The sequence below is a fragment of the Serratia sp. 22264 genome, assembly GCF_052045345.1.
Lineage (GTDB): Bacteria > Pseudomonadota > Gammaproteobacteria > Enterobacterales > Enterobacteriaceae > Serratia > Serratia plymuthica.
The window spans coordinates 1,700,849-1,726,292 of the sequence record NZ_JBQEOY010000001.1 but is presented as its reverse complement, the minus strand read 5'-3'; the positions used below and the strand labels follow the sequence as shown (position 1 = coordinate 1,726,292).

Here is a 25,444-nt window from a genome sequence, read left to right as displayed (position 1 = left end):
ACCACCCTCAGAACCTCTACTTGCCAGCTTTTCCTGTCTGCCATCCTTGCCAGTGAGCATCACTGGTGCAGCGAGCTATAGCGTCTTTCTCCCTTAACCGGTGCTGGTGACAGGCTCAGTCCTTCGTCATTCCGCGTAGCCGGGCAAACATTTTTATTACGTTTGGGTCAGTTTATCCCCAGGGATCTCTGCGTCGTCAGCGCCTTATTGCGCCTGTCCGACGAGATAAATCGGGATAAATACGCCTTAGCGTGCGTTATTCGCCGTTTGGGAGAAAAATTATGATTTATTGGATCTTTTTAGGTTTGGCTATCGTGGCCGAAATTATCGGTACTCTGTCAATGAAATACGCCAGTATCAGCGGCGGCATGACCGGGCATATCGTGATGTATGTGATGATCACCGCTTCTTACGTAATGCTGTCGCTGGCGATAAAACGCGTCGCCCTTGGCGTGGCTTATGCGCTGTGGGAAGGCATCGGTATCTTGTTTATTACGCTGTTCAGCGTGTTGTGGTTTGATGAGCCGATCTCTGCGTTGAAAGTGTTGGGTCTGGTGACGCTGATTGCCGGCATCATGCTGGTGAAGTCCGGTACCCGCAAAGTACGAAAACAGGTCAGCCCGCGAGGTGACAACCATGCAACAGCTTGAGTTGTACCACATCGGGTTCCTGGCACTGGCGATAGTCCTGGAAATTGTCGCCAACATCTTTCTGAAAATGTCGGACGGCTTCCGTAAAGTATGGATGGGTCTGTTGTCTCTGCTGTCGGTGCTGGGCGCGTTCAGTGCGCTGGCGCAGGCAGTGAAGGGGATTGATCTGTCGGTGGCCTATGCGCTCTGGGGCGGGTTCGGGATTGCCGCGACCATCGCCGCCGGTTGGATCCTGTTCGGCCAACGACTGAATGCCAAGGGCTGGATCGGCCTGGCGCTGCTGTTGGCGGGAATGGTGATTATCAAACTGGCTTAATTCAGTGCGCAGAATGACAACATAAAAACCGCAGGGGTCACTCCCTGCGGTTTTTTGTTTACAGCGCGGCGATAATCTTGATTTCAACCTTGTACTTCGGGTTCATCAATTTGGCCTGCACGGTACAGCGCACCGGTGCGCTGCCAGCAACCACCCAGGCATCCCAGGCGGCGTTCATCGCGGCGAAATCTGCGGCGTCTGCCAGGAAAATAGTGGCGTCCAATATCCGGCTCTTGTCGGAACCAACGCGGGCCAGCAGCACGTCAATGGCTGCCAGGGTGTTTGCCGTCTGTGCGGTGGCGTCGTCATCCAGATTTTCCGGTACGCTGGTGTAATAGACGGTGTCGTTGTGGATCACAGCTTCGGACCAGCGTTGGTCGGGATCAATGCGTTCGATGTTCATTCAGTTATCTCCATATCATCATCACCTTAAGGGTAACACAGCCGTCGGCAGAAATACGTGACGATAAATCCGTCGTCTTTCAAGCTGCAGTGCGGCTTGCAAGCCATAGGGTAAAAGTCTGTGGTAGCCGTGCGGCAGGATTGGCATAATCACCGCTGAATTACACTGGCAGAGAGATAGCGTGACGGACGATTTCGCAACAGACGGCGCACTGGCGCAGGCAATCAAGGGTTTCAAACCGCGTGAAGCTCAGCGGCAGATGGCGGAAGCGGTCACCGAGGCCATTAATTTCAAACAGGAGTTGGTGGTCGAAGCGGGCACCGGTACCGGTAAAACCTTCGCCTATTTGGTGCCGGCGCTGCGTGCCGATCGCAAAGTGATTATTTCCACCGGTTCAAAAGCCCTGCAGGACCAGCTTTATGCGCGCGATCTGCCTACCGTCGCCAAAGCGCTCAAGTACAAAGGCAAGATGGCGCTGTTGAAAGGGCGTTCCAACTACCTGTGTCTGGAGCGTCTGGAGCAACAATCGATGGCCGGCGGTGAGCTGGCAGGACAGACGCTGATCGATCTGGTCCATTTGCGCAAATGGTCATCACTGACCAAAGAGGGCGACATCAGCAGTTGCAGCGACGTGGCGGAAGACAGCTTTATCTGGCCGCTGGTGACCAGCACCAACGACAACTGCCTGGGCAGCGACTGCCCGTTGTATAAAGATTGCTTTGTGGTCAAGGCTCGCCGTCGTGCCATGGATGCCGACGTTATCGTGGTGAACCATCATCTGTTTCTGGCGGATATGGTGGTGAAAGAGGGCGGATTTGCCGAGTTAATCCCCGAGGCTGACGTGATGATTTTCGACGAAGCCCATCAGATCCCCGACATCGCCAGCCAGTATTTCGGCAAGCAACTGACCAGCCGCCAACTGCTGGATCTCGCTAAAGACATTACTATTGCCTACCGCACCGAAGTGCGCGACGCCGCACAGTTGCAAAAAAGCGCCGATCGCCTCAGCCAGAGTACCCAGGATTTCCGTTTGATGTTGGGGGAGCCGGGGTTTCGCGGCAACCTGCGCGACGTGCTTGGCCAACCGAACGTGCAGCGCGCCCTGCTGCTGCTCGATGACGCGTTGGAGCTGTGCTACGACGTGGTTAAACTGTCCCTTGGGCGCTCGGCCTTGCTGGACGCCGCCTTCGAGCGTGCCACGCTGTATCGCGCACGCCTTAAGCGACTGAAAGAGGTCAATGAGCCGGGTTTCAGTTACTGGTATGAATGCAATTCACGCCATTTCGTGCTGGCGCTGACGCCGCTGACGGTGGCCGATCGTTTTCGTGAACTGCTGGATGAGAAACCGGGCAGCTGGATTTTTACCTCGGCAACGCTGTCGGTCAACGAGCAGATGGGGCATTTTACCGAGCGGTTGGGCCTGACCAAAGCCAAAACCTTGTTGTTGGCCAGCCCGTTCGACTACGCCAACCAGGCCTTGCTGTGCGTACCGCGTTTTCTGCCTTCGCCGAATCAACCCGGCGGTGCCCGCCAGTTGGCGCGCATGCTGCGGCCGCTGATTGAAGCCAATAACGGCCGCTGTTTCTTCCTTTGCACTTCGCACCAGATGATGCGCGAACTGGCGGAGGAGTTCCGCGCCACCATGACGCTGCCGGTACTGTTGCAAGGGGAAACCAGTAAAGGCCAACTGTTGGCGCAGTTTGTCGAGGCCGGCAATGCGTTGTTGGTGGCGACCAGCAGTTTCTGGGAAGGGGTTGACGTGCGCGGTGACGCTTTGTCATGCGTGATCATCGACAAGCTGCCGTTTACCTCGCCCGACGATCCGCTGTTGAAGGCGCGAATTGAAGATTGCCGGCTGCGCGGCGGCGATCCGTTCAACGACGTGCAATTGCCGGATGCGGTCATTACCCTGAAGCAGGGCGTCGGACGCCTGATCCGCGATACTGACGATCGCGGCGTGCTGGTGATCTGCGATAACCGTCTGGTGATGCGGCCTTATGGCGAGGTGTTCCTCAATAGCCTGCCGCCGACGCCGCGCACCCGGGATATCGCTCAGGCGATTGCCTTCCTGCAGGCTGAGCGCTAGCGGATAGGCGCAGCCACGGGGGTGTGCTACAATGCGCGCCCTGTTTTTTCCCGCCAGAGGTTGGTATGTCCACGCGAATTTTAGCGATCGATACGGCGACGGAAGCCTGTTCCGTCGCCATCTGGAATCAAGGCGAAATCCACGCCCTGTTTGAGCTGTGCCCACGTGAGCATACGCAACGCATTTTACCGATGGTGCAGCAAGTGCTGGCGGAATCCGGTTTAAGCCTTAATCAACTCGATGCGCTGGCTTTTGGCCGCGGGCCCGGCAGCTTTACCGGCGTACGTATCGGTATCGGCATTGCGCAAGGGCTGGCGTTGGGGGCCGAGTTGCCAATGCTGGGCATCTCTACGCTGCAAACCATGGCGCAGGGCGCTTGGCGCATTACCGGTGCAGACCGGGTGTTGGCGGCGATTGATGCGCGGATGGGGGAAGTCTACTGGGGGCAGTTTGAGCGCCGGCAAGACGGCAGTTGGCTGGAAAGCGAAGGTGAAGCGGTGCTTTCGCCACAGCAAGCGCTGGAACGCGCGCAAGGCCTGCAAGGCAACTGGGCGCATGTGGGCACCGGCTGGCAAACCTATCCGGATCTGATTGCAGGCTCTTCCCTGTGCCTGCGCGACGGGCAAATGCTGCTGCCGCAAGCGCAAGACATGTTGCCGCTGGCGCTGCATGCCTGGCAACAAGGGCTGTCGGTGGCGGTAGAAAATGCCGAACCGACTTACCTGCGCAACGAAGTCACCTGGAAAAAGCTGCCTGGGCGCGAATAGCGGCAGCCTATTGTGCTGTGGTTGAATCCGGGCTATGAATGAACTGCAACTTGCTCAGCGATTTGATGTCAAAGTTACAGCCATTTCAGGAGATTGCGACGATGTTAACCCGCACTGTAAGTAAAAAAATGTCGCTGCTGGCCATGGCCGGTGGCGCGCTGGCGTTGTCAGGCTGCGTAACCGTGCCGGATGCGATCAAAGGCAGTACGGCGACGCCGGTGCAGCAGTTGTCTTCGGTGCAAAATGCGCCGAACCTGTTTGCAGGCGCTGAAGCCCGCTTTGGCGGCACCGTAGTGAACGTCGCTAACGAACAGGGGCGCACGGTGCTCGAGATCGCGGCGGTGCCGCTCGATTCTGGCGCCCGGCCGATTCTGGGCGAGCCATCGCGGGGCCGTTTGCTCGCTACGGTCAACGGTTTCCTGGAGCCGGTCGATTTTAAGGGGCAGTTGGTTACCGTTGTCGGGCCAATCACCGGCGTGAAAGAAGGCAAAATCGGCATGACGCCGTACAAGTTTGTAACGATGAACGCTACCGGTTACAAGCGCTGGCACTTAACCCAGCAGGTGATGATGCCACCGGCGCCGATGGGGCCATGGGGCTGGCGCAGCGGCACCTGGGGCCCGGGGTGGGGCGTAGGGTATGGCTGGTACAATCCTGGTCCTACGCAGATCCAAACCATCGTTACCGAGTAGGGTTGTGCTTGAAGTTAACTAATTTTACCAGGGCGGCTCCGGCCGCCTTTTCCTTTTGGCACAGGGAAATACCGCCAATTAGTGATGTACATCGCAACCTGAATAATGTTTAAAACCCAAACTGGTCTGCTGAGTTAAAATATTGTTATGATTTAGCTGCGTGTTAGGGGCTGCGATGATAATGAGCAATGATTTCAGGAGTAATACCTTGGATAAGGTCTGGTTAAAACGTTACCCGGCAGATGTTCCGGCAGAGATCGACGCCGATCATTATTCATCTTTGGTCGAAATGTTTGAAAATGCGGTTCAGCGCTATGCCGATCAACCCGCTTTCATCAACATGGGCGAGATGATGACCTTCCGTAAGCTGGAGGAACGCAGCCGGGCCTTTGCCGCTTACCTGCAAAATGAGTTGGGCTTGAAGAAGGGGGATCGCGTTGCCCTGATGATGCCAAACCTGTTGCAGTATCCGATCGCGCTGTTCGGCATTTTGCGCGCCGGCATGGTGGTGGTAAACGTTAACCCCCTGTATACACCGCGCGAGCTGGAGCACCAACTGAATGACAGTGGCGCCGGCGCTATCGTGATCGTCTCCAACTTTGCCCATACGTTGGAAAAAGTGGTGTTCAATACCCAGGTAAAACATGTGATTCTGACGCGCATGGGTGACCAGCTCTCCACCGCCAAAGGCACGTTGGTCAACTTTGTGGTGAAGTACATTAAGCGACTGGTGCCGAAATACCATCTGCCGGCCGCAATTTCTTTCCGTAGCGCCTTGCAACGCGGGCGCCGCCTGCAGTATGTCAAACCCGATATCATCAATTCCGATCTGGCGTTTCTGCAATATACCGGCGGTACCACCGGTGTGGCGAAGGGCGCAATGCTGACGCACCGTAACATGCAGGCCAATTTGGCGCAGTGCAACGCTGCCTACGGGCCGCTGTTCCGCGATGGTCAGGAACTGATAGTCACCGCGCTGCCGCTCTACCATATTTTTGCGCTGACGGTGAATTGCCTGCTGTTTCTCGAGCTGGGCGGTCGCAATTTGCTGATCACTAACCCGCGCGATATTCCGGGGCTGGTGAAAGAGCTGGCCAAATACCCATTCACGGCCATCAGCGGCGTCAATACGCTGTTTAATGCGTTGCTCAATAATGAAGATTTCCACAAGCTGGATTTTTCGACTTTGCGTTTCTCGGTCGGGGGCGGGATGTCGGTGCAGAAGGCCGTGGCGGACAAATGGGAGAAGGTCACCGGCAGGCATTTGCTTGAGGGTTATGGCCTGACGGAATGCGCGCCGCTGGTTACCTGTAACCCGCACGATCTGACGCACTACAGCGGCAGCATCGGTCTGCCCGTCTCGTCCACCGATATTCGGCTGGTGGATGATGATGGCCATGATGTGCCGGTGGGTGAGCCGGGCGAACTGTGGGTCAAAGGACCGCAAGTTATGTTAGGCTACTGGCAGCGGCCGGACGCCACTGATGAAGTGTTAAAAGAGGGCTGGCTCGCAACCGGCGATATCGTTACAGTTGACGAGTCGGGCTTTGTACGCGTGGTCGATCGCAAGAAAGATATGATTCTGGTTTCCGGTTTTAACGTTTACCCGAATGAGATCGAAGACGTGGTCAGCCAGCATCCGAAGGTGCTGGAGTCTGCTGCGATTGGTGTGCCGAATGACGTGTCCGGTGAAACGGTCAAGATTTGCGTGGTGAAGAAAGACGCCTCTCTGACTAAAGAAGAGCTGTTGACCCATTGCCGCCGGTACCTGACCGGGTATAAAGTGCCTAAAATTGTTGAGTTCCGCGACGAGTTGCCGAAATCTAACGTCGGTAAAATTTTGCGGCGAGAACTGCGTGATGAGCAGAAAAAAACGCGGGCGGCCGATGCCGCCTAGGTTATCATCCACGCCTTACAGATCAACGACGCCGGTGAATGCCGGCGTTGTTGTGTTTGAATCATGAAAGCGACCAAGAGAATGACGTTTTGAACTATCAGTTGATCACTACCGATGCCGGATTGCAGCAGGTCTGCGAGCAGGCAAGAAACCATGCCCAGATTGCGTTGGACACCGAATTTGTCAGAACGCGCACCTACTATCCGCAGTTAGGCCTGATTCAGTTATACGACGGTGAACAACTCTCCCTGATCGATCCCTTGCCGATCAAGCAATGGCAGCCGTTTATCGATCTGCTGAGCGATACCCAGATTGTGAAATTCCTGCACGCCGGCAGCGAAGACCTTGAGGTATTCCTGAATGCGTTCAAAACGCTGCCGACCCCGATGGTCGACACTCAGATCCTGGCAGCCTTTACCGGTCGACCGCTGTCTTGTGGTTTTGCGACTCTGGTGACGGAGTATATGCAGGTAGATCTGGATAAAAGTGAATCCCGTACGGATTGGCTGGCGCGTCCGCTGACGGAAAAACAGTGCGTATACGCCGCAGCCGACGTGTTCTACCTGCTGCCGATGGCCAAGCAACTGGTGCAGGAAACCGAAGACGCCGGTTGGACTGCCGCCGCCGCCAATGAGTGCCTGCTGCTCTGTCAGCGCCGCAGCGAGTCGCTGGCGCCGGAATTGGCCTACCGTGAAATCACTAACGCCTGGCAACTGCGCCCGCGCCAACTGGGCTGTTTGCAGAAACTGGCGGAATGGCGACTGCGTCAGGCACGCGAACGTGATTTGGCGGTAAACTTTGTGGTACGCGAGGAAAATCTCTGGCAGGTGGCGCGCTATATGCCAACTTCGTTGGGAGAGTTGGATTCGCTCGGCCTGAGCGGCCCGGAAATTCGTTATCACGGCAAGACGTTGCTGGCGTTGGTGGCCGAGGCCGGCGAGCTGGATGAAGCTGCACTGCCCGAGCCGTTGTCCAACCTGATCGACCAGCCAGGCTATAAGAAAGTGTTCAAGGATATCAAAGCGGCGATCGTTATCGTCAGTGAACAAAGCGGGTTGAGCAGTGAATTGCTGGCATCGCGTCGGCAGATTAACCAACTGCTGAATTGGCATTGGAAATTGAAAAGCGGTGATAGCCTGCCGGAATTAGTCAGCGGTTGGCGCGGTGATTTATTAGCGACGCCACTTCAGGACATTCTGAAAAATTATTAATCGATTGGTAGAAAAGCAGAGGGCAGGGTAAGGAAACGCTGCTCTGGTTATTTATTAGGAATAGCCGAAGAAAATACTTTTATCGCCATCCTTTACTTTAAACAGCTGCGGTGCAAGATTAATTGAGATTAATCTCAAAGGGAGAAAACGGTTAATGGGTGATTTTTATCTCAATAACTGGATGTGCATACAGTTACCCCCTGTAAAAAATATACAGGGGGTAATTAATGCGTCGCAATCATTTAGCTGCTTCTTCCGATTCCGGTAATGTCACGTTGAGTTCAAGTACCGAAATATCATCCCCTTTCTGCTCAAACTGCACGTGCAGCATTTCAGGGTCGATTTGAATGTATTTGCAAATTACCGCCAGAATATCGCGTTTTAAATCAGGCAGATAATGGGGCTCACTGTCCCCACGACGACGCTCTGCGACGATAATTTGCAGCCGTTCCTTGGCTATATTGGCTGTCGGTTTTTTGCGGGACAGAAAGAAGTCTAGTAATGCCATGGTTTATCCCCCAAAAAGGCGTTTCAGGAAGCCCTTCTTCTCTTCTTCAATGAAGCGGAAGGGGCGTTCTTCTCCTAACAAGCGGCTAACGGTATCGTCATAGGCCTTACCGGCATCAGACTCGACATCAAGAATAACAGGCTCGCCCTGGTTAGACGCACGCAGCACGGACTGGTCTTCAGGGATAACGCCGACCAATGGAATGCGCAGAATTTCCAGTACGTCTTCCATACTCAACATGTCGCCACGGCTGACGCGACCCGGGTTGTAACGGGTGAGCAGCAGGTGTTCCTTAATGGGTGCTTCGCCTTTCTCGGCGCGACGCGATTTGGAAGACAGGATGCCCAGAATACGGTCAGAGTCACGCACCGAGGAGACTTCCGGGTTAGTGGTGATCACGGCTTCATCGGCGAAGTACAACGCCATCAGCGCACCGGTTTCGATGCCGGCAGGTGAGTCACAGACCACGAAATCAAAATTCATCTCACCCAGATCGTTGAGGATTTTCTCGACGCCTTCGCGGGTCAGTGCGTCTTTGTCGCGGGTTTGCGACGCTGGCAGGATATAAAGGTTATCAGTGCGTTTGTCTTTGATTAACGCCTGATTCAGCGTGGCATCGCCCTGAATCACGTTGACGAAATCGTACACCACCCGGCGTTCGCAGCCCATGATCAGGTCAAGGTTCCGCAGGCCGATATCGAAATCGATCACTACGGTTTTCTTACCTTTTTGGGCTAAGCCGGTAGCGATGGCCGCGCTTGAAGTGGTCTTGCCAACGCCCCCTTTACCCGATGTAACAACAATAATGCGTGCCATGAAATGGATTCCTTGTCAAAAGGGCTTAATTTAAAGGTTGTATGGTTAAAGCGTTATCCAACAGGCTGAGTCGTGCTGCCTGCCCGAGAAAATCGGACGGGATTTGGTCGCTCAACCAGTACTGCCCTGCGATAGAGACTAGCTCAGCACCCAGGTGCGTGCAAAAAATCTGGCACTGCGTATCTCCTGAGGCACCGGCCAGCGCACGACCGCGCATCATGCCGTAAATGTGAATATTGCCATCGGCAATTAATTCGGCCCCGGCACTGACGCTGCTGGTCACGATCAGATCGCAGTTGCGGGCATAAATTTGTTGGCCGGAACGGACCGGGGCGCTGATGATGCGCGTTTTGGCAGGGGCGTTGATATCCACCACCGGGGCAGGCGCAGGGGCCGGCTCCGGGGCGGCCATCTTTTGGCCTTTGCCTTCGTTCAGTAACGGCAGCCCGGCACGGGTTATAGCGCGTTTCTGACGCTCATCTCTGCAGCCGCTGATGCCAACAACGCGCAGACCCGCAGCCGTGACAGCCTGTTGAAGTTCTTTCCAGTTTGCATCGCCGTTCAGCGTTGCAACGTTGATAACAACAGGGGCGTTTTTCAAAAAAGCGGGCGCTTGCTCCACTTTTTCCAGTAACGCCTGACGAATTACCTCGGGTTCCGAATTATGCAAATGAACAACCGATAGGGTAAAACTGCTGCCTTTTAGCTCAATTGGCGATTGTGACATCTATCCTGACTCAGTCTCAGCAACTTTAAATCCCCGGAATACCAATCGGGGTGCGATATTCCGAAGTACTATAAGCATGTTATAGTCAGAGTTATATCCAGGCAAGACGCTGCCCCAATTAAATAGAGTTAAAAAAATGCTTTGTGTGATCTATAGAAGCCCAAAACGGGATCAAACTTATCTTTATGTCGAAAAAAAAGACGATTTCTCCCGAGTGCCGGAAGATCTGATGAAAAGTTTCGGTTCGCCGCAATTGGCGATGGTGATTTCCCTCGAAGGACGGGAAAAGTTAGCCTCGGCGGATATTGAGAAAGTGAAAGAAGCCTTGAAAGAGGAAGGGTTTTATCTGCAATTCCCGCCGCCAGTGGAAAATTTATTAAACCAGCATTTGTCAGAGGACAAAAAATAATCACTGCTGGCGCGCAGGGGCCTGGCTGAATCAGTACCCCAAAACGACTAAGGAACAGTGTGATGAAATTGTCGGCGATAACGGTGGCGTTAACTCTGTTGATGCTGGGATGCGGCGTCTGTCAGCAGACAGCTGCGCAGGCCGCTGCTCTGGAAGAGTCAGCCCCGTCGGGTGCGCCTGCGCCGACAACGACCGCTACTGTGGCCACATTGGCTGAAACTGGCCGCGATCCTGCGCAATTCCCGGCTTATGTAGAGCAACTGAAACGCCAGGCGTTGGCGCAGGGGATTAGTCAGGCAACCATCGATAACGCCTTCGCCAACGCGCATTTTGTTGACCGTGTCATCAAGGCCGATCGTAATCAGCCGGAAAAGAAAATCACGCTGGATGATTATCTCAAACGCGTACTGCCACCCGTCAAAATCGAGCAGGGCCGGACGTTGTCCCGGCAATATCGCTCGCAACTGACCCGCGTCACCGCGCGTTATGGCGTTCCGGGGCGTTATATCGTGGCGTTGTGGGGAATGGAAAGCGCCTTCGGCAAGATTCAGGGGCGTGAAGATGTTATTTCGGCGCTTGCCACCTTGGCGTTTGAAGGCCGGCGTGAAGCCTTCTTCACCCAACAAGTGATGGCGGCGCTGCAGATCGTGGAACAGGGCCGGGTCGGCAGTACCCAGCTAAAGGGGTCCTGGGCCGGCGCGATGGGCCAATGCCAGTTTATGCCGACCTCGTTCCTGAGCTATGCGGCGGATGGCGACGGCGATGGCCGTATCGATATCTGGAACAACCCTGACGACGTGTTTGCTTCCACCGCCAACTATTTGGCGAGTGAGGGCTGGCAACGGGGCATTGGTTGGGGCAGGGAAGTGACGCTGCCGGCGGGTTTTGGCACCGATAGCCTGGGGTTGAAAGATCGTCAGGCTCGCAGCGTAAACGAATGGCAAAAACGCGGTGTAAGGCGGCCTGACGGTTCAGCACTTCCGCACTCAACCCTGCGCAGTTGGGTTATCACACCCGATGATATGCAGGGCCGCGCGTTTCTGGTTTATGATAATTTCCGGACCATCATGCACTGGAATCGCTCTTACTATTTTGCGATAGCTGTGGGTATGATGGCTGACGGTATCGGGCAATAAATTAGCGCTACGGTACCCCACCAGAGCGTGGAATAACGGGCTTAGCATGCTAAGCCCCTACATGATTGTAGGGAGAGGCGGTATGTATCAACATAGAGACTGGCAGGGTTCACTACTTGATTTCCCGGTTAATAAGGTGGTCTGCGTCGGCAGTAACTACGCCGATCACATTAAGGAAATGGGCAGTGCGGCCTCGGCAGAGCCGGTAGTGTTTATCAAGCCTGAAACAGCGCTGTGCGACATTCGCCAGCCGGTGGCTATCCCCAAAGAGTTCGGGTCGGTGCACCATGAAGTGGAGTTGGCCGTACTTATCGGTACGCCGTTAAAGCAGGCGAATGAAGATCGCGTAGCGCGTGCTATCGCCGGTTATGGCGTGGCACTCGATCTGACGCTGCGCGAATTGCAGGCGGGTTTCAAGAAGGTCGGGCAACCCTGGGAAAAAGCCAAGGGTTTTGACGGTTCATGCCCGATCTCCGGTTTTATTCCGGTAGCGGAGTTTGGCGATCCGCAAAATGCCGAGCTGTCGCTGACGGTGAATGACCAACTGCGTCAGCAGGGTAACACCCGCGATATGATTACGCCGATTTTGCCGCTGATCAGCTATATGAGCCGTTTCTTCACGCTGCGCGCGGGCGACATCATTCTTACCGGCACGCCACAGGGCGTCGGTCCGATGAGCTCTGGCGATATGTTGAAGATTACCCTTAACGGTAAATCACTGAGCACCCGCGTGATTTAAAATCGCCGGCGGCACAAAATTAAAAAGGCCCGAAAGGGCCTTTTGTCTGTCTGTTGCCGCTCTGGCACCGGATTATTTACGGCCCAACAAAAAACCGAAAACGATACCTACGGCTGCGGCGATAGCTACGCCGGCAAGCGGGTTGGACTCAACCTGGGTTCGCACCGTGTCTGCCGCGTCGCGAGCCGCATAGCTGGCCTGAGAGGCGTACTTGCGGGCCGCGCCTTTGACCTGATGCTCCGGCGAATCTGTTGCCTCACCGAAGGCTTCCTGAACAGCGCCAGCAGCTTCATTGACCTTGTCTTCTGCTTTTCCAAACATGTTTAGCTCCTTATCTTCTGTTCTAAAGGCGAACATTAAACATAGCAGCATTATTCCGTTCCAGGCGGCATAACGTGCTTAATGAGATGAATCCGAACATTGTCGAGCGGAAGGCCGATGGCGTCAGACGGGATGCGCCAAAAGGTGTAGGACCTGTAATTTGTACGTATAATTGAGGACAGTGGGTGTGATTTTATTCACCGGATACAACCGGTAACACCATGATATTCTTGTTGCTCAATGGTGGACGTTATTGTTTTAAATAGCGTTTTTTTTAAGCGGCATTATGGTTATCATTATGATTATATTGTATTTTCGGCCTTTCCAATTGGCTCTGATATCTATATAGTGCACCCTCAAAACCTGTACGCAGGTTATCTATTCATTTACCTATACCGGACGCGAACATGTCACAAATCCCTTTTTGGCAACAAAAAACGCTGGCGGAAATGTCAGAACAAGAGTGGGAATCGCTGTGCGACGGTTGTGGGCAGTGCTGTCTGAATAAGCTGATCGACGAAGATACCGACGAGATTTATTTCACCAACGTAGCCTGCAACCAGTTGAATATTAAGTCGTGTCAGTGTCGCAACTATGAACGCCGCTTCGAGCTGGAAGAAGACTGCATCAAGCTGACGCGTGACAATCTCACCACGTTTGATTGGCTGCCGCCGACCTGTGCGTATCGCCTGATTGGCGAGGGTAAACCGCTGTTTTCATGGCACCCGCTGGTAAGCGGTTCCAAGGCGGCGATGCACGGTGAACGTATTACGGTACGGCACATTGCGGTGCGCGAGAGTGAAGTGGTGGACTGGCAGGACCATATTTTGAACAAGCCGAGTTGGGCAAGATAAGGAAAAAAGCCCCTGCAAAGAGAGAGGGGCAAGACACACAACAACACCAGGGAAATCGGGATACAACTTGCGGTTACTATAAGGATTTTTTGACAGAAGTTCATCAAAATATTGATGCAATAATGCATCACTATGATGAGTTTTTTTGTATGAACTTAATGAGTGCAAAATCACCGCTCTTTGCTTCTCGACCTTAGGGACGATCGGGTAATACATTCCCCCTGCGATTAACGTGCCATGCCGTTCAAACTTAATGTTATGTAAATTACCTGCTAAATCCAGCCAGGGCGCTTCTTTATCGTCATGATATTAGGTACTTTGGCCGCTCTCCCGCCTGGTTTCGAGAGTACAATAATGAAAATGATACGGCTGTTTGCAGTGGCTGGCGTACTGATAGTGCTCGTTTATTACCTTACGCATACTTGACGTCGGGTTATCTCTGAAAATCACAAGCAACCCCATGCAAAACGGCGCCCTGAGGCGCCGTTTTCATTATGTCGTAATGCTGCGCTTAGCGACCGAACAGGTCACGACGACGCGGGCGAACAAACTGAGCGATCAACACGACGATGGCGATCAGCAGATAGGCCGCAAAGATACCTACCAGCCACTGTGGCATTTCCAGCGACAGGAACTGCCATTGGCGCACTGAACAGTCGCCGGAAGCGTGAAATACCGCCGGCAGCCATTTATCCAGTGGCAGCCAGGACGGGAAGCTGACGAAGAAATCACAGGTATTAAACGGCGAAGGATGCAGTTGGATCATGGTGTGCTTCCATGCCAGCTGTAAGCCTTCCCAGGCACTGTAAATCCACAGCAGGATAGCGACATAGCGCAGCGGCGTTTTCGGCGCGATAGCACCGACCAGCGAGGCGCCCAGAATGCCAAACAGCGCGCAGCGTTCATAGATGCACATTACACAGGGTTGCAGCAGCATTACGTGCTGAAAGTAGAGCGCTACTAATTCCAGCGCCAGCGCAGTCAGGGCCATTAGCAGCCAAGCACCGCGCCCCTGCGAGCAACGGTTAAAGAATTGCAACATATATTTATTCTTCCATGCAGTAAGCAATTGAACCGGCAGTGTAAACCAATTCAACCCCGCTGCCAGCCACCTGGGCCGGATTCAGCACAAAAATAGTCGCCGACAGCAGAGTGGGTTAGCACTTCAATGCGCAGCGGTTTCGATTGAAGGCAACGTCAGCCAGTGCCACTGGGTTAACAGCTCTGTCATCGGCGCCAGAGCAAACTGTACGCACAGCAGCCCAACCAAGGTTAATACCACAGTATAGGGCAAAGCCATCCACACCATTCGTCCATAGGACAAACGCACCAACGGCGCCAGTGCAGACGTCAGCAGGAACAAGAATGCCGCCTGACCATTCGGCGTGGCGACCGAAGGCAGGTTGGTTCCTGTATTGATGGCGACTGCCAACATTTCGAATTGCTTCAGGGATATTGCTCCGCTGTTGAATGCGGCGCGCGCCTCATTGATGTAAACCGTGCCGACGAAGACATTGTCGGAGACTGACGACAGCAGGCCGTTAAACAGATAAAACAGCGCCAACTGCGAAGAGGGTTCCGCTTGCAGGACAAACTGGATGATCGGGCTGAACAGATGTTGTTCGATGATCACTGCGACCACGGTGAAAAATACCGTCAACAGGGCGGTAAAGGGCAGCGCTTCCTGGAAAGCCTTGCCGATAGCGTGCTCGTCGGTTACGCCGCACAGGGAGGTAGCGAGAATGATCACCGACAAACCGATCAGGCCAACTTCCGCAAGGTGAAAGGCCAAGGCTATAACCAGCCAAATGCCGATCAGCGCCTGGACCACCAGTTTGACCTGTTCCTGCTTGCTGCGTCCTGCTGTGGCCTGGCGGTCAAACTCTTTCAGCACCTCGCGCACCCGTTCCGGCAGTTTGGCGCCGTAACCGAAAACGCCAAAGCGTTCGAGCAGCAGACAGAGCAGCAGGCCGCAAACCATCACCGGCAAGGTAACCGGAGCCATTCGCAAGAAGAACTCGGCAAACCCCCAGCCGGCGCTTTTCGCGATAATCAGGTTCTGCGGCTCACCCACCATGGTCATTACGCCGCCCAGTGCGGTGCCGACGCCGGCGTGCATCAGCAAGCTGCGCAAGAAGGCGCGGAACTGCTCCAGCGTTTGCTTGTGATCGTCGCTCGCCAGTTCACTGTCGTCACCGACGTCGGTATGGCCATCTGAGCGGTTAGACGCCACATTGTGGTAGATCGAGTAAAACCCGGTGGCGACGCTGATCACCACAGCGACCACCGTCAGCGCATCGAGGAAGGCGGACAGCAGCGCTGCGGCCAGGCAGAACGCCAGCGAAAGCAGCATTTTAGAGTGAATATTGAGCAGCAGCTTGGTAAACACGAACAGCAGTAACTGCTTCATAAAGTAGATGCCGGCTACCATAAAGATCAACAGCAGCACCACGTCCAGATTATGGGCAATTTCTTCGCCCACGCGAGCGGGGCTGGTCATGCCAATCAGCACCGCTTCAATCGCCAGCAGGCCGCCCGGCAACAGGGGGTAACACTTCAGCGCCATAGCCAGGGTGAAGATAAACTCGACCACCAACAGCCAACCGGCGATAAAGGGATCGACCAGGAAGAAAACCAGTGGGTTGACCAATAAGAAAATGACGAGGGTCAATTTATACCAGTCAGGTGATTGCCCGAGAAAGTTCTTCACCAGAGCACTGCGTAAGGTTGTTTCCATTGTGCGTGACTTGTCCTGAAAATAAGTGGTTGCATATTACCCTAACAATGTCGCAGGGGCGGAGACAATAGGGCCTTGCTTTACGAAGAGAAATTTCTGCGAAGCGGTGTTTTCGCACAATTTTTGCCACTTTATGCACACTTTCGTTTAATGTTTTTCGCTCACGCTATGTCATGCTGGTGCGATCTGGTATGATCAGCCGATTACTATTACTGATTATCGTCGCAACGGAACGTCAAAAACATGGTCATAAAGGCGCAGAGCCCTGCCGGTTTCGCGGAAGAATACATTATCGAGAGTATCTGGAATAATCGCTTCCCCCCTGGCTCTATTTTGCCCGCGGAGCGTGAGCTTTCGGAACTGATTGGCGTCACGCGCACCACGTTACGTGAAGTTTTACAACGCCTGGCCCGTGATGGCTGGCTGACCATTCAGCATGGCAAACCGACCAAAGTAAACAATTTCTGGGAAACATCCGGCCTCAATATTCTTGAGACCCTGGCGCGCCTCGATCATAAAAGCGTCCCGCAATTGATTGACAATTTGTTGTCGGTGCGCACCAATATCGCCTCGATCTTTATTCGCGCCGCAGTGCGTAATCATCCAGAGCAGGCTCTGGAAGTGCTGGCTAAAGCTGCCCAAGTGGAAGATCAGGCGGATGCCTTCAACTGGCTGGATTACGACATTTTCCGCGGTCTGGCGTTTGCTTCCGGCAACCCGATCTACGGTTTGATCTTCAACGGCCTGAAAGGTTTGTATACCCGCGTTGGCCGTTACTATTTTTCCAACCCGGAATCACGCAAGCTGGCACTGGCCTTCTACAGCAAGCTGTCGACTCTGTGCCATGAGAAATCCTACGATCAGGTCATGGATTGCGTGCGGAACTACGGTAAAGACAGCGGTGCCATTTGGCAGAGCATGCAAGGCACCATGCCGAGCGACCTGACCGACGCTCGCCGTTGATTCTTCACGTTTTCTGCATGAAGCAAAAGGGGGGCCACTTGAAAGTGGCCCCCCTTCGTTATTATGGAAACAGAGTTATCAAGTAAACCTAGAGTGGCGTCGGGCGTGGCGGGCAACGATCCAACAACTCGACGCTGCCGTCTTCGTTCTGTTGTTCCAGAATAATGTCGAAGCCCCACAGGCGATGCAGATGTTTCATCACTTCGCGACGGCTCTTGTCCAGCGGCGCGCGATCTTGCGGGATGTAGCGCAGCGTCAACGAACGATCGCCGCGTAAATCCACATTCCAAATCTGAATGTTAGGTTCATGGTTGCTCAGGTTATATTGCGCAGACAGCTCTTGGCGAATCGCCCGGTAACCGGCTTCATTATGAATAGCCGCAATTTCCAGATAGTTATTGCGGTCGTCATCCAGCACGGTGAACAGCCGAAAATCACGCATGATCTTGGGTGACAGGAACTGGCTGATAAAGCTCTCATCCTTGAAGTCGCGCATGGCGAAATGCAAGGTCTCCAGCCAGTCTTTACCGGCGATATCCGGGAACCAGTAACGATCTTCTTCCGTCGGCGATTGGCAAATGCGCTTGATGTCCTGGAACATGGCAAAGCCCAGCGCATAAGGGTTGATGCCGTTGTAGTACGGGCTGTTGTACGGCGGCTGGTACACCACGTTAGTGTGGCTGTGCAGGAATTCCAGCATGAAACGCTCGGTGACCCGGCCTTCGTCGTACAGGTGATTGAGAATGGTATAGTGCCAGAATGTCGCCCAGCCTTCGTTCATCACCTGGGTTTGTTTCTGCGGATAAAAATACTGGCTCACTTTGCGCACGATGCGCAGAACCTCACGCTGCCAAGGCTCAAGCAGTGGCGCATTTTTTTCCATAAAGTAGAGAATGTTTTCCTGAGGTTCGCTCGGATAACGGCGGGCCTGTTCAGGCGCCTCTTCGCGTTCGACACGCGGCAGGGTTTTCCACAGCGTATTTACCTGGCTTTGCAGGTACTCCTCACGGCTTTTCTGTCGCGCTTTTTCTTCTATCAGCGAAATTTTCTGCGGCCGTTTGTAACGATCCACGCCGTAGTTCATCAGCGCATGGCAGGAGTCGAGGAGTTTTTCTACTTCCTCAACGCCGTAACGCTCTTCGCATTGGCTGATGTAATGGCGGGCGAACAGCAGGTAGTCGACGATCGAACTGGCGTCGGTCCAACTGCGGAACAGGTAATTATTTTTGAAGAAGGAGTTGTGCCCATAGCAGGCATGCGCCATCACCAGGGCCTGCATGGTGATGGTATTTTCTTCCATCAGATAGGCGATGCAGGGGTTGGAGTTGATAACGATTTCATACGCCAGGCCCTGCTGCCCGTGCTTATAGCGCTGCTCGGTTTCAATGAATTTTTTACCGAATGACCAATGGGTATAGTTAATCGGCATGCCCACGCTCGAATAGGCGTCCATCATCTGCTCTGAGGTGATAACCTCGATCTGATGCGGGTAGGTGTCGAGCTTGTAATGTTTGGCTACGCGATCGATGTGCTCCAGATACACCTGCAGCAACTCGAACGTCCAGTCCGGTCCATCGCTCAGACGCTTATCTTCCTTGACCTTATCATGTGTTGAAGTAGTCATCAGCGCACCCTCTTATTACGGACCTTGCTCGAACGGCAGACCCTGTATCAATCGTAGCTCAAACTGCGCATAGGGAATAATGATATAAAGCGTAAAAATTCAACGATCTGCCCGCAACGTCTCCACAACGGGGAGCCGGGGGGATTTTTCCCTGAGTTTTTTCTGCTATGGCAGACTCGACCATCGGTAAAAGGTTATGGCGATAAAAGGATGCTTTATTGGTTTTTTATTCTGTTTAAATGCGCGTGTTTCGTTTTTATATTCTGTTAAAAGCTTGTTGCGCATCCCGGTTTTTTTTGATGCTATCAACGCTAGCATTGATAGCATATCAGCGGCTGTTGCCCTCTAAAACTGGCCTTGGACGACATCTTATCGCTATTTATAGGTAGGTATTGCAAAAGGCGCAGCCATGAACGATAAATTAATTGTGAATGTTGTCACGTTTGATGACGAAGATGTTGGACGGATTTTTCCACTGAGTTAATTTCCTGTGAGCAGAAGATTATGCTTTGTGAAGCCTTGAGCTGGAGTCAGCGATGCGAGTGGTAATTTTAGGTAGTGGGGTGGTGGGCGTTGCCAGCGCCTGGTATTTGGCGAAGGCCGGTCATGAAGTGACGGTAATCGATCGCCAGCCTGGCCCGGCAATGGAAACCAGCGCGGCGAATGCCGGCCAAATCTCGCCGGGCTATGCGGCTCCGTGGGCTGCGCCGGGTGTGCCGTTGAAAGCCATCAAATGGATGTTTCAACGCCATGCACCGTTGGCGGTACGCCTGGATGGCAGCAGTTTCCAGTTGAGCTGGATGTGGCAAATGCTGAAAAACTGCGATACCTCACACTACATGACCAATAAAGGGCGCATGGTGCGGCTGGCGGAATACAGCCGTGACTGCATCAAGGCGCTGCGTCAGGAAACCGGCATCCAGTATGAAGGGCGTCAGGGCGGTACGCTGCAGCTGTTTCGCACCCCGCAGCAGTTCGAAAGTGCGGCGAAAGACATTGCCGTACTGGAGGAGGCGGGCGTGCCCTATAAACTGCTGGAAGCTCACCAACTGGCGACAGTTGAACCTGCACTGGCGCAGGTCGCGCACAAGCTGACCGGCGGTCTGCAATTGCCCAATGATGAAACCGGTGACTGCCAGCTGTTTACTCAGCAACTGGCCAAGATGGCGCAGCAGGCGGGCGTCACCTTCTTGTATAACCGCAGTGTTGATCGTCTGCTGGTCGACGGCGATCAGATCAGCGGCGTGCAGTGCGGCGCAGAAGTGTTCAAGGCTGACAGCTACGTCGTGGCTTTCGGCTCTTACTCCACCGCACTGTTGCGCGATCTGGTCTCGATCCCGGTTTATCCGTTGAAAGGCTATTCACTGACCATTCCTATTGCGGATGAAGCTGCGGCGCCGTTCTCGACCGTTCTGGATGAAACCTACAAGATCGCCATTACCCGTTTCGACAAACGCATTCGCGTCGGTGGTATGGCGGAAATTGTCGGTTTTAATACCCAGTTGGAGCCGAAACGCCGTGAAACGCTGGAAATGGTGGTACGCGATCTCTACCCTAACGGCGGGCGGATTGAAGAGGCGACTTTCTGGACCGGTCTACGTCCGATGACGCCGGACGGCACGCCGATTGTCGGCAAGACTTCGCTGAAAAACCTGTTCCTCAATACCGGGCACGGTACTTTGGGCTGGACCATGGCGTGCGGCTCCGGGCAATTGCTTTCCGATCTGATTTCCGGAATCACGCCGGCTATCCCTTCAGACGATCTGGCGGTGGCGCGATACAGCGCCGGCTTTCGCAACGAGCACCCCACACCCTTGAACGATGTGCATCCAGCGCGTTAATCCTCTTAATTTATAATGCTGAAGTCACGGGCGCTGGCCCGTGACTTCAACCGCCAGTCCGCAGGAGAATCCATGCCTCGCCCGATTACCGCCACGCTGCATCTTTCCGCTTTTGAAAATAACCTGCAGGTGATTCGCCGTTTCGCCCCCAGCGCCAAAATTTGGTCGGTAGTAAAAGCCAATGCTTATGGCCACGGAATCAAACATGTCTGGCGTAGCCTGGGGCAAACCGACGGTTTCGCCTTGCTGGATCTCGCCGAGGCCATTTTACTGCGAGAGTCCGGTTGGCAAGGGCCGATTCTGCTGCTGGAAGGTTTTTTCAAGCCACAAGATTTGCTCCTGCTCGACCGCTATCGTTTAACTACCTCGGTACACAGCGACTGGCAACTGGCAGCGATAGCGGCAGCCAAATTGTCCGCGCCGCTGGATGTTTATCTGAAAGTGAACAGCGGGATGAATCGCCTGGGCTTTTCCCCGGATCGTTTGCACAGCGTTTGGTTGCAAGCGCGGGAGATGGGCAATATCGCCAGCCTGACGCTGATGAGCCACTTTGCCACCGCCGACGGCCCACAGGGCGTGGCAGAGCAAATGACTGTCATTGAGGGTGCGGCGGCTGGAATCCCTTTGCCGCGCTGCCTGGCGAACTCCGCCGCCACGTTGTGGCATCCGCAAACCCACGGCAGTTGGGTGCGGCCAGGCATAGTGCTGTATGGCGCATCGCCAAGCGGCCAGTGGCGTGATATCGCCGACAGCGGCTTGCAGGCTACCATGACGTTAAGTAGCGAAATCATTGGCGTTCAGGCGCTGAAAAGTGGTGATCGTGTCGGTTATGGCTGGCGTTACAGCGCCAAGGCTGCGCAGCGTATCGGCGTAGTGGCCTGCGGTTATGCGGACGGTTATCCTCGTCATGCGCCGAGCGGCACGCCGGTTTGGGTAGATGGCGTGTTGACGCATACGGTGGGCACGGTCTCCATGGATATGCTGGCGGTTGATCTGACGCCCTGTCCTGGCGCTGACATTGGTGCGGAAGTGGAATTGTGGGGGCGGCGCCTGCCGGTTGACGATGTCGCCGCAGCGGCAGGCACGCTGGGTTATGAGTTGCTGACGGCGCTGGCCGCGAGAGTGCCAGTCACCGTCGAGGCGTAAACTTCAGGCAATTTTCTTCAACTGACTTTTAATTTGCTTGCTGCGCTGCCGTGCGTGCAGCGCCAGCAAGCAGCCCGCCAGCATGACCAACGCCAGTGACAGCTTCGGTGGCAACGGCATAGCCATTGCCAACAGGCCCAGCGCTGCGCCGCCGGCCATTTGCACAAAGCCCACCAACGCCGAAGCGACGCCGGCTTCATTGGAGTACGGCTCCAGCGCATAGCTGGTTGCCGGGCCCATTACAAACGCCAGACCCGCACAGGCGCAGGCGACCGGCAGCATATACGCCAGCCAGTGGGGTTGCGCCGCGTCGGAAAGCAGGCCAACGCCCAGTAACAGCCCAATACAGCCGATCCCCATCAATACCCCACCTGTCGCCAGGCAAATCGGTCGGCCGACTTTGTGAATAATGCGGTTGGCGAAATAACTCACCAGCATGATCCAAAAACCGTTGGCGCCAAATACCAGCGAGAACTGCAGCGGCGTCAGCCTGGCGGTGCCCATCAGCACGTTCGGCGCCAGGGAAACATAGGTTAACGCCATTCCCATTGCCCCTGAGTTCACCACGGCGAAGGACAGGAAGTTGCGATCGCTGAGGATGCGCGCATATTGCCGCACCGGCAATCCTTTGACTCTAACGGTATCCGCCGGCCGGGTTTCCGGCAGACGCAGGGCGATCAGTACCAGCACCGCAAGGGCATAGCAAACCAGGAACCAGAACGGGGCGCGCCAGCCGAAAGCTTCCGCCAGCAACCCGCCGAGCAGCGGCGCCAGCGCAGGAATAATATTCAGCGTGCCGTTGAGAAAACCGTAGGCACGTGCAGCGTCGTCGCCATTCAGACGGTCACGTACGCCGCTGAACGCCACTACCGCCGTACAGCACACGGCAACGCCCTGCAGTAGGCGTGAGGCAACAAACACCGTTGGCGTGGTCGCCAGTGCCGCCATTGCCGCGCCGATCATGTAGATAACGACGCCGGCCAATGCGACCGGCTTGCGGCCGTAGTTATCCACCAGCGGGCCGGCGATAACCTGCCCAAGGCCCAACACCAGAATGAACAGTGAAATGGTGGACTGAATCAGCGCTTCACTGCTGTTAAGGCCAAGTGCAATAGCGGGAATGGTCGGCAGATAGAGATCGATGCCCAGCGGGCCGAGCAGCACCAGGCTAAGAAGCAGAAACAGAAATTTTTGCATAACAAAAACAGCACGTCCTAGTGACAAAGAGAGGTAGAGTAGAGATTCTGGCGTCAAATGGAAAGAGGCAAAGCATAAGCGTTCGACAGGCTAATTTTGCCTCCCTCATTACACGGCAGAGGCTTGGCGATAATAAAGTGCGGAAACCGTATCCGCCACGTAACGCGCCTGGTGTTTGGCGTCGTCCAGCGCCCGATGCGGTGTGCCTTCGAAAGGGCGTTCTTTCTTCGGGTTGAAGCCGTGCAGTTCGGCCAGGGTGATCACCGTACGCACATCCTGCGTGTCCCAAAACTTCCATGGGCAGGGCATTTCCAACTGCTGGAAAGCATGCTCGAGGATCGCGCAATCGAATTCCTTGCCATTTCCCCAGACCTTCACTCTGTCTGTGCTGTTCATATGGATAAAACGGCTCAGGCTGGTCAGAACGCGCTTTAGGCTTTCGGTTCCGGCAAAGGCCAGTTTGCGTGCTTCGTCAGACTGCTTTGCCCACCAAGCCACGGTATCCAGGCTGATGGTTCTGCCAGGCTGATCTTTTTGGCTGCTGACGGCGTTTTCAAATTCCGCGCCGAGCTGGCCAGTCCTGGGATCAAAAAATACGGCGGCAACCACCAGGATCACTGCGCTGGGTTTTATGTCCAGAGTTTCAATGTCTAGCATCAGATGGTGCATTGGCGATCTCCGCGGGCTGAGTCATCGTAGTATGTTACTACAAACCGGGCGAGGATGCGCAGTCAGCCACGGCGCTGGCCTGCGGCATTAGCCAGCGTTACCGCCAACACTGCCAGTAACACCAGGGCGGCCACCGGGGTCACAACGCCCCAGGGCGCTCGTTCGATATAAGGCATGGCTTCGGCCAGCACCAGCCCCCATTCTGCACCCGGCGGCTGAGGCCCCAGTCCGAGGAAACCCAGCGCGGCCAGCGCCAGAGCAATACCCGGCAAACGAAGCATGGCGTGACGAAGCAACGGCCCGACTAACGCCGGCAGCAGGTAGTGCGTCAGCGTACGCAGGCGGCCTATCCCCAATACGGGAAGCATGCGGATATAGGACTGCGTACGCGCCTCCGTCAATAACGAGGCGCAGTGTGCCGCCAACGGCGCCCAACTGACCAACATCACCGCGCACGCGGCGCCGTAGGCTGAAGGACCTGTAATGGCGATGACCAACAGGCCTGCCATGATGGGGGGCGTGGCGTTGGCCAGTTCAATCACCCCGCACATCAGGCGCGGCATCAACCCAAATAGCATTCCCAGGATCAGTGAAGCGAAGCTGACGCCCAGCGCCAGCAGGCTGGTATTCACCGCGCCGTGCGCGACCCGCGCCAGAATATCCCTGCCGGTGGCGTCGGCGCCAAAGGGTAACGCCAGGCCGGGCGATTGCAGGCGCATATGCAGGGACGCGAATGGATCGCGGATGATCCCGCTCACCACCAGCAGGCACAGCAATAGCGCGGCGATTGCGGCGACAAGATAACTGCCTTTGGCGCTGTGCTGGGGTTGCGGCGCATTAGGCAGGGACGCGGCGATGCGGCCCAGCAGCAGATAATGCGCTCCCTGCGCCAGGAAACCGGCGCTGAAGGCGATCATCAGCAGAATCAGGATACCGCACTGCAGCGCAGGCAGATCCTGTGCGATGGCGGCGCCTAAGGTCGCCCGACCAAGACCGGGAATGGCAAACACCTTCTCGACGGCAATGGCGCCGCCGGTAAGCCCTACCAGCACCAGACCAATTTGTGGCAACAGGGCGGGCAACGTGCGGCGCAATACCGCCAAGAGACGTTGCCTCCGGGAGATACCGGCAAGACTCCAGGTGATCAACCAGCGTTCAGAAAAGGTTGCGGCCAGCCCGTCGCTGAACAACAGACCCAGCAATCCTCCAGCGGGCAGGCCCAGCGCCAGCGCGGGCAGAACGGCGTGTTGGAGGTTTTGCCAGCCGTAGGGCGGGAACCAGCGCAACCAGACGGCGCCGACAATCAGCAACAGCGCCGCCAGCAAAAATTCCGGCAGGGAGGTCAGCGCTACGGCCAGAACGCCGGCAGGGCGATGACTGTCACCGCGCATGCCATGCCACAGGGTTGGCAACGCCAACAACAGTGCTACCGACAGCGCCACCGTGAGCGCGCAGGCCATCAGGATCAAAGACACTCCGGCGGCTTGCAGCATGCCTTCCAGCACGGGCTGACCCGAGATCCAGGAGTTACCGGCATCCCCCCGCAACAACCCCGAAAACCACCGGCCAAGCAGCACCAGCGGCCCGTCATCCAAACCGAATCGTTGGCGAATGGCGTTCAGGGCTTCCGGCGTCGCTTCTTGCTCGCTTGAGCGAGCCCGCAGCAAGCTGAGCGCGGGATCGCGGCCGGAAATCCAAGGCATCAGACCAATGAGCAAAACCATGGCCAGCAGGG

General features: G+C 55.2%; 25 protein-coding genes. 14 read left to right on the top strand and 11 right to left on the bottom strand.

All coding sequences use genetic code 11. From position 1 onward, the window contains the following. The first annotated feature begins 281 nt into the window (after positions 1 to 281). Positions 282 to 650: a multidrug/spermidine efflux SMR transporter subunit MdtJ gene (gene mdtJ / locus ACTJJ1_RS07980; RefSeq protein ID WP_004945494.1), complete on the top strand. Its 369-nt coding sequence runs from the start codon at positions 282 to 284 to the stop codon at positions 648 to 650. Next, on the top strand, positions 637 to 966 hold the full coding sequence (gene mdtI / locus ACTJJ1_RS07975; protein ID WP_020453871.1) for a multidrug/spermidine efflux SMR transporter subunit MdtI: 330 nt from the start codon (positions 637 to 639) through the stop codon (positions 964 to 966). The genes mdtJ and mdtI overlap by 14 nt, the downstream gene beginning before the upstream one ends. 58 nt (positions 967 to 1,024) lie before the next feature. Here the strand turns inward: mdtI and ACTJJ1_RS07970 are convergent, their stop codons facing one another. After that, a complete protein-coding gene (locus ACTJJ1_RS07970) occupies positions 1,025 to 1,369 on the bottom strand; it encodes a RidA family protein (RefSeq protein ID WP_004945489.1) in 345 nt (114 codons plus the stop codon). Positions 1,370 to 1,550: 181 nt separating this feature from the next. Here ACTJJ1_RS07970 and ACTJJ1_RS07965 point away from each other — a divergent pair, with 181 nt between their 5' ends. The 5 genes from ACTJJ1_RS07965 (at position 1,551) to rnd (ending at position 8,022) form a co-directional block, all read left to right on the top strand. Next, positions 1,551 to 3,455 (top strand): ATP-dependent DNA helicase, encoded by a 1,905-nt coding sequence (locus ACTJJ1_RS07965; protein ID WP_004945486.1) that lies wholly within the window; start codon positions 1,551 to 1,553, stop codon positions 3,453 to 3,455. A 65-nt stretch (positions 3,456 to 3,520) separates the two neighbouring features. Beyond that, positions 3,521 to 4,222 carry a tRNA (adenosine(37)-N6)-threonylcarbamoyltransferase complex dimerization subunit type 1 TsaB gene (tsaB, locus tag ACTJJ1_RS07960; RefSeq protein ID WP_440833052.1) on the top strand — a complete coding sequence of 234 codons (702 nt, stop codon included), beginning with the start codon at positions 3,521 to 3,523 and terminating at the stop codon, positions 4,220 to 4,222. A gap of 101 nt (positions 4,223 to 4,323) precedes the next feature. Then, positions 4,324 to 4,914, top strand: a complete 591-nt coding sequence (locus ACTJJ1_RS07955; protein WP_004945481.1) for a Slp family lipoprotein — start codon at positions 4,324 to 4,326, stop codon at positions 4,912 to 4,914. Positions 4,915 to 5,122: 208 nt separating this feature from the next. After that, entirely contained in the window at positions 5,123 to 6,811 is a 1,689-nt protein-coding gene (gene fadD / locus ACTJJ1_RS07950) for a long-chain-fatty-acid--CoA ligase FadD (protein WP_006325859.1), read from the top strand. Positions 6,812 to 6,900: 89 nt separating this feature from the next. Further along, entirely contained in the window at positions 6,901 to 8,022 is a 1,122-nt protein-coding gene (gene rnd, locus ACTJJ1_RS07945) for a ribonuclease D (protein ID WP_006325858.1), read from the top strand. 238 nt (positions 8,023 to 8,260) lie between these two features. Here the strand turns inward: rnd and minE are convergent, their stop codons facing one another. Genes minE through minC form a run of 3 tightly spaced genes read right to left on the bottom strand, consistent with a single transcriptional unit; the run spans position 8,261 to position 10,073 of the window. Then, complete coding sequence (minE, locus tag ACTJJ1_RS07940) at positions 8,261 to 8,530, bottom strand: cell division topological specificity factor MinE (protein ID WP_004945472.1); 270 nt, start codon at positions 8,528 to 8,530, stop codon at positions 8,261 to 8,263. 3 nt (positions 8,531 to 8,533) lie between these two features. Beyond that, on the bottom strand, positions 8,534 to 9,346 hold the full coding sequence (gene minD / locus ACTJJ1_RS07935) for a septum site-determining protein MinD (RefSeq protein ID WP_004945470.1): 813 nt from the start codon (positions 9,344 to 9,346) through the stop codon (positions 8,534 to 8,536). A gap of 25 nt (positions 9,347 to 9,371) precedes the next feature. Further along, positions 9,372 to 10,073 carry a septum site-determining protein MinC gene (gene minC / locus ACTJJ1_RS07930; protein WP_004945469.1) on the bottom strand — a complete coding sequence of 234 codons (702 nt, stop codon included), beginning with the start codon at positions 10,071 to 10,073 and terminating at the stop codon, positions 9,372 to 9,374. Between the two features lie 136 nt (positions 10,074 to 10,209). Here minC and ACTJJ1_RS07925 point away from each other — a divergent pair, with 136 nt between their 5' ends. The 3 genes from ACTJJ1_RS07925 to ACTJJ1_RS07915 all read left to right on the top strand — a co-directional run bounded on the left by ACTJJ1_RS07925 (position 10,210) and on the right by ACTJJ1_RS07915 (position 12,357). Continuing rightward, positions 10,210 to 10,482 carry a YcgL domain-containing protein gene (locus ACTJJ1_RS07925; RefSeq protein WP_020439176.1) on the top strand — a complete coding sequence of 91 codons (273 nt, stop codon included), beginning with the start codon at positions 10,210 to 10,212 and terminating at the stop codon, positions 10,480 to 10,482. A gap of 62 nt (positions 10,483 to 10,544) precedes the next feature. After that, complete coding sequence (locus ACTJJ1_RS07920) at positions 10,545 to 11,618, top strand: lytic murein transglycosylase (protein ID WP_440833621.1); 1,074 nt, start codon at positions 10,545 to 10,547, stop codon at positions 11,616 to 11,618. Positions 11,619 to 11,700: 82 nt separating this feature from the next. After that, a complete protein-coding gene (locus tag ACTJJ1_RS07915; RefSeq protein ID WP_440833048.1) occupies positions 11,701 to 12,357 on the top strand; it encodes a fumarylacetoacetate hydrolase family protein in 657 nt (218 codons plus the stop codon). A 72-nt stretch (positions 12,358 to 12,429) separates the two neighbouring features. On the opposite strand, the gene ACTJJ1_RS07910 is transcribed toward ACTJJ1_RS07915, so the two are convergent. Then, positions 12,430 to 12,678 carry a CsbD family protein gene (locus ACTJJ1_RS07910; protein WP_004945460.1) on the bottom strand — a complete coding sequence of 83 codons (249 nt, stop codon included), beginning with the start codon at positions 12,676 to 12,678 and terminating at the stop codon, positions 12,430 to 12,432. 407 nt (positions 12,679 to 13,085) lie between these two features. Here ACTJJ1_RS07910 and ACTJJ1_RS07905 point away from each other — a divergent pair, with 407 nt between their 5' ends. Continuing rightward, a complete protein-coding gene (locus ACTJJ1_RS07905) occupies positions 13,086 to 13,532 on the top strand; it encodes a YcgN family cysteine cluster protein (RefSeq protein WP_006325851.1) in 447 nt (148 codons plus the stop codon). Positions 13,533 to 14,043: 511 nt separating this feature from the next. Here ACTJJ1_RS07905 and dsbB read toward each other — a convergent pair. Together dsbB and nhaB are read right to left on the bottom strand one after the other, a co-directional pair. Then, positions 14,044 to 14,574 carry a disulfide bond formation protein DsbB gene (dsbB, locus tag ACTJJ1_RS07900; protein ID WP_004945454.1) on the bottom strand — a complete coding sequence of 177 codons (531 nt, stop codon included), beginning with the start codon at positions 14,572 to 14,574 and terminating at the stop codon, positions 14,044 to 14,046. A 123-nt stretch (positions 14,575 to 14,697) separates the two neighbouring features. After that, entirely contained in the window at positions 14,698 to 16,269 is a 1,572-nt protein-coding gene (gene nhaB, locus ACTJJ1_RS07895; RefSeq protein WP_122289101.1) for a sodium/proton antiporter NhaB, read from the bottom strand. 243 nt (positions 16,270 to 16,512) lie between these two features. Here nhaB and fadR point away from each other — a divergent pair, with 243 nt between their 5' ends. Beyond that, the gene (gene fadR, locus ACTJJ1_RS07890; protein ID WP_004945449.1) at positions 16,513 to 17,232 is read left to right on the top strand and encodes a fatty acid metabolism transcriptional regulator FadR; all 720 of its coding nucleotides are present in this window, start codon (positions 16,513 to 16,515) and stop codon (positions 17,230 to 17,232) included. Positions 17,233 to 17,320: 88 nt separating this feature from the next. On the opposite strand, the gene ACTJJ1_RS07885 is transcribed toward fadR, so the two are convergent. After that, entirely contained in the window at positions 17,321 to 18,856 is a 1,536-nt protein-coding gene (locus ACTJJ1_RS07885; RefSeq protein ID WP_006325844.1) for a SpoVR family protein, read from the bottom strand. Between the two features lie 536 nt (positions 18,857 to 19,392). Here ACTJJ1_RS07885 and ACTJJ1_RS07880 point away from each other — a divergent pair. Together ACTJJ1_RS07880 and dadX are read left to right on the top strand one after the other, a co-directional pair. Further along, positions 19,393 to 20,697: a D-amino acid dehydrogenase gene (locus ACTJJ1_RS07880; protein ID WP_004945444.1), complete on the top strand. Its 1,305-nt coding sequence runs from the start codon at positions 19,393 to 19,395 to the stop codon at positions 20,695 to 20,697. A 72-nt stretch (positions 20,698 to 20,769) separates the two neighbouring features. Further along, positions 20,770 to 21,843, top strand: coding sequence for a catabolic alanine racemase DadX (gene dadX / locus ACTJJ1_RS07875; RefSeq protein WP_006325841.1), 1,074 nt, complete (start codon positions 20,770 to 20,772; stop codon positions 21,841 to 21,843). Positions 21,844 to 21,846: 3 nt separating this feature from the next. On the opposite strand, the gene ACTJJ1_RS07870 is transcribed toward dadX, so the two are convergent. The 3 genes from ACTJJ1_RS07870 to ACTJJ1_RS07860 form a co-directional block, all read right to left on the bottom strand. Beyond that, entirely contained in the window at positions 21,847 to 23,040 is a 1,194-nt protein-coding gene (locus ACTJJ1_RS07870) for a multidrug effflux MFS transporter (protein WP_440833044.1), read from the bottom strand. Positions 23,041 to 23,148: 108 nt separating this feature from the next. Then, on the bottom strand, positions 23,149 to 23,709 hold the full coding sequence (locus tag ACTJJ1_RS07865; protein WP_004945437.1) for a 3'-5' exonuclease: 561 nt from the start codon (positions 23,707 to 23,709) through the stop codon (positions 23,149 to 23,151). A gap of 62 nt (positions 23,710 to 23,771) precedes the next feature. After that, positions 23,772 to 25,433, bottom strand: coding sequence for an ABC transporter permease subunit (locus ACTJJ1_RS07860; protein WP_440833619.1), 1,662 nt, complete (start codon positions 25,431 to 25,433; stop codon positions 23,772 to 23,774). Positions 25,434 to 25,444 lie beyond the last annotated feature (11 nt).

Coding starts and splice junctions, on each gene's coding strand:
- mdtJ (WP_004945494.1), top strand. CDS start 282: ATGATTTATTGGATCTTTTTAGGTTTGGCTATCGTGGCCGAAATTATC.
- mdtI (WP_020453871.1), top strand. CDS start 637: ATGCAACAGCTTGAGTTGTACCACATCGGGTTCCTGGCACTGGCGATA.
- ACTJJ1_RS07970 (WP_004945489.1), bottom strand. CDS start 1,369: ATGAACATCGAACGCATTGATCCCGACCAACGCTGGTCCGAAGCTGTG.
- tsaB (WP_440833052.1), top strand. CDS start 3,521: ATGTCCACGCGAATTTTAGCGATCGATACGGCGACGGAAGCCTGTTCC.
- ACTJJ1_RS07955 (WP_004945481.1), top strand. CDS start 4,324: ATGTTAACCCGCACTGTAAGTAAAAAAATGTCGCTGCTGGCCATGGCC.
- minE (WP_004945472.1), bottom strand. CDS start 8,530: ATGGCATTACTAGACTTCTTTCTGTCCCGCAAAAAACCGACAGCCAAT.
- minD (WP_004945470.1), bottom strand. CDS start 9,346: ATGGCACGCATTATTGTTGTTACATCGGGTAAAGGGGGCGTTGGCAAG.
- minC (WP_004945469.1), bottom strand. CDS start 10,073: ATGTCACAATCGCCAATTGAGCTAAAAGGCAGCAGTTTTACCCTATCG.
- ACTJJ1_RS07925 (WP_020439176.1), top strand. CDS start 10,210: ATGCTTTGTGTGATCTATAGAAGCCCAAAACGGGATCAAACTTATCTT.
- ACTJJ1_RS07920 (WP_440833621.1), top strand. CDS start 10,545: ATGAAATTGTCGGCGATAACGGTGGCGTTAACTCTGTTGATGCTGGGA.
- ACTJJ1_RS07915 (WP_440833048.1), top strand. CDS start 11,701: ATGTATCAACATAGAGACTGGCAGGGTTCACTACTTGATTTCCCGGTT.
- ACTJJ1_RS07910 (WP_004945460.1), bottom strand. CDS start 12,678: ATGTTTGGAAAAGCAGAAGACAAGGTCAATGAAGCTGCTGGCGCTGTT.
- ACTJJ1_RS07905 (WP_006325851.1), top strand. CDS start 13,086: ATGTCACAAATCCCTTTTTGGCAACAAAAAACGCTGGCGGAAATGTCA.
- dsbB (WP_004945454.1), bottom strand. CDS start 14,574: ATGTTGCAATTCTTTAACCGTTGCTCGCAGGGGCGCGGTGCTTGGCTG.
- nhaB (WP_122289101.1), bottom strand. CDS start 16,269: ATGGAAACAACCTTACGCAGTGCTCTGGTGAAGAACTTTCTCGGGCAA.
- fadR (WP_004945449.1), top strand. CDS start 16,513: ATGGTCATAAAGGCGCAGAGCCCTGCCGGTTTCGCGGAAGAATACATT.
- ACTJJ1_RS07885 (WP_006325844.1), bottom strand. CDS start 18,856: ATGACTACTTCAACACATGATAAGGTCAAGGAAGATAAGCGTCTGAGC.
- ACTJJ1_RS07880 (WP_004945444.1), top strand. CDS start 19,393: ATGCGAGTGGTAATTTTAGGTAGTGGGGTGGTGGGCGTTGCCAGCGCC.
- dadX (WP_006325841.1), top strand. CDS start 20,770: ATGCCTCGCCCGATTACCGCCACGCTGCATCTTTCCGCTTTTGAAAAT.
- ACTJJ1_RS07870 (WP_440833044.1), bottom strand. CDS start 23,040: ATGCAAAAATTTCTGTTTCTGCTTCTTAGCCTGGTGCTGCTCGGCCCG.
- ACTJJ1_RS07865 (WP_004945437.1), bottom strand. CDS start 23,709: ATGCACCATCTGATGCTAGACATTGAAACTCTGGACATAAAACCCAGC.
- ACTJJ1_RS07860 (WP_440833619.1), bottom strand. CDS start 25,433: ATGGTTTTGCTCATTGGTCTGATGCCTTGGATTTCCGGCCGCGATCCC.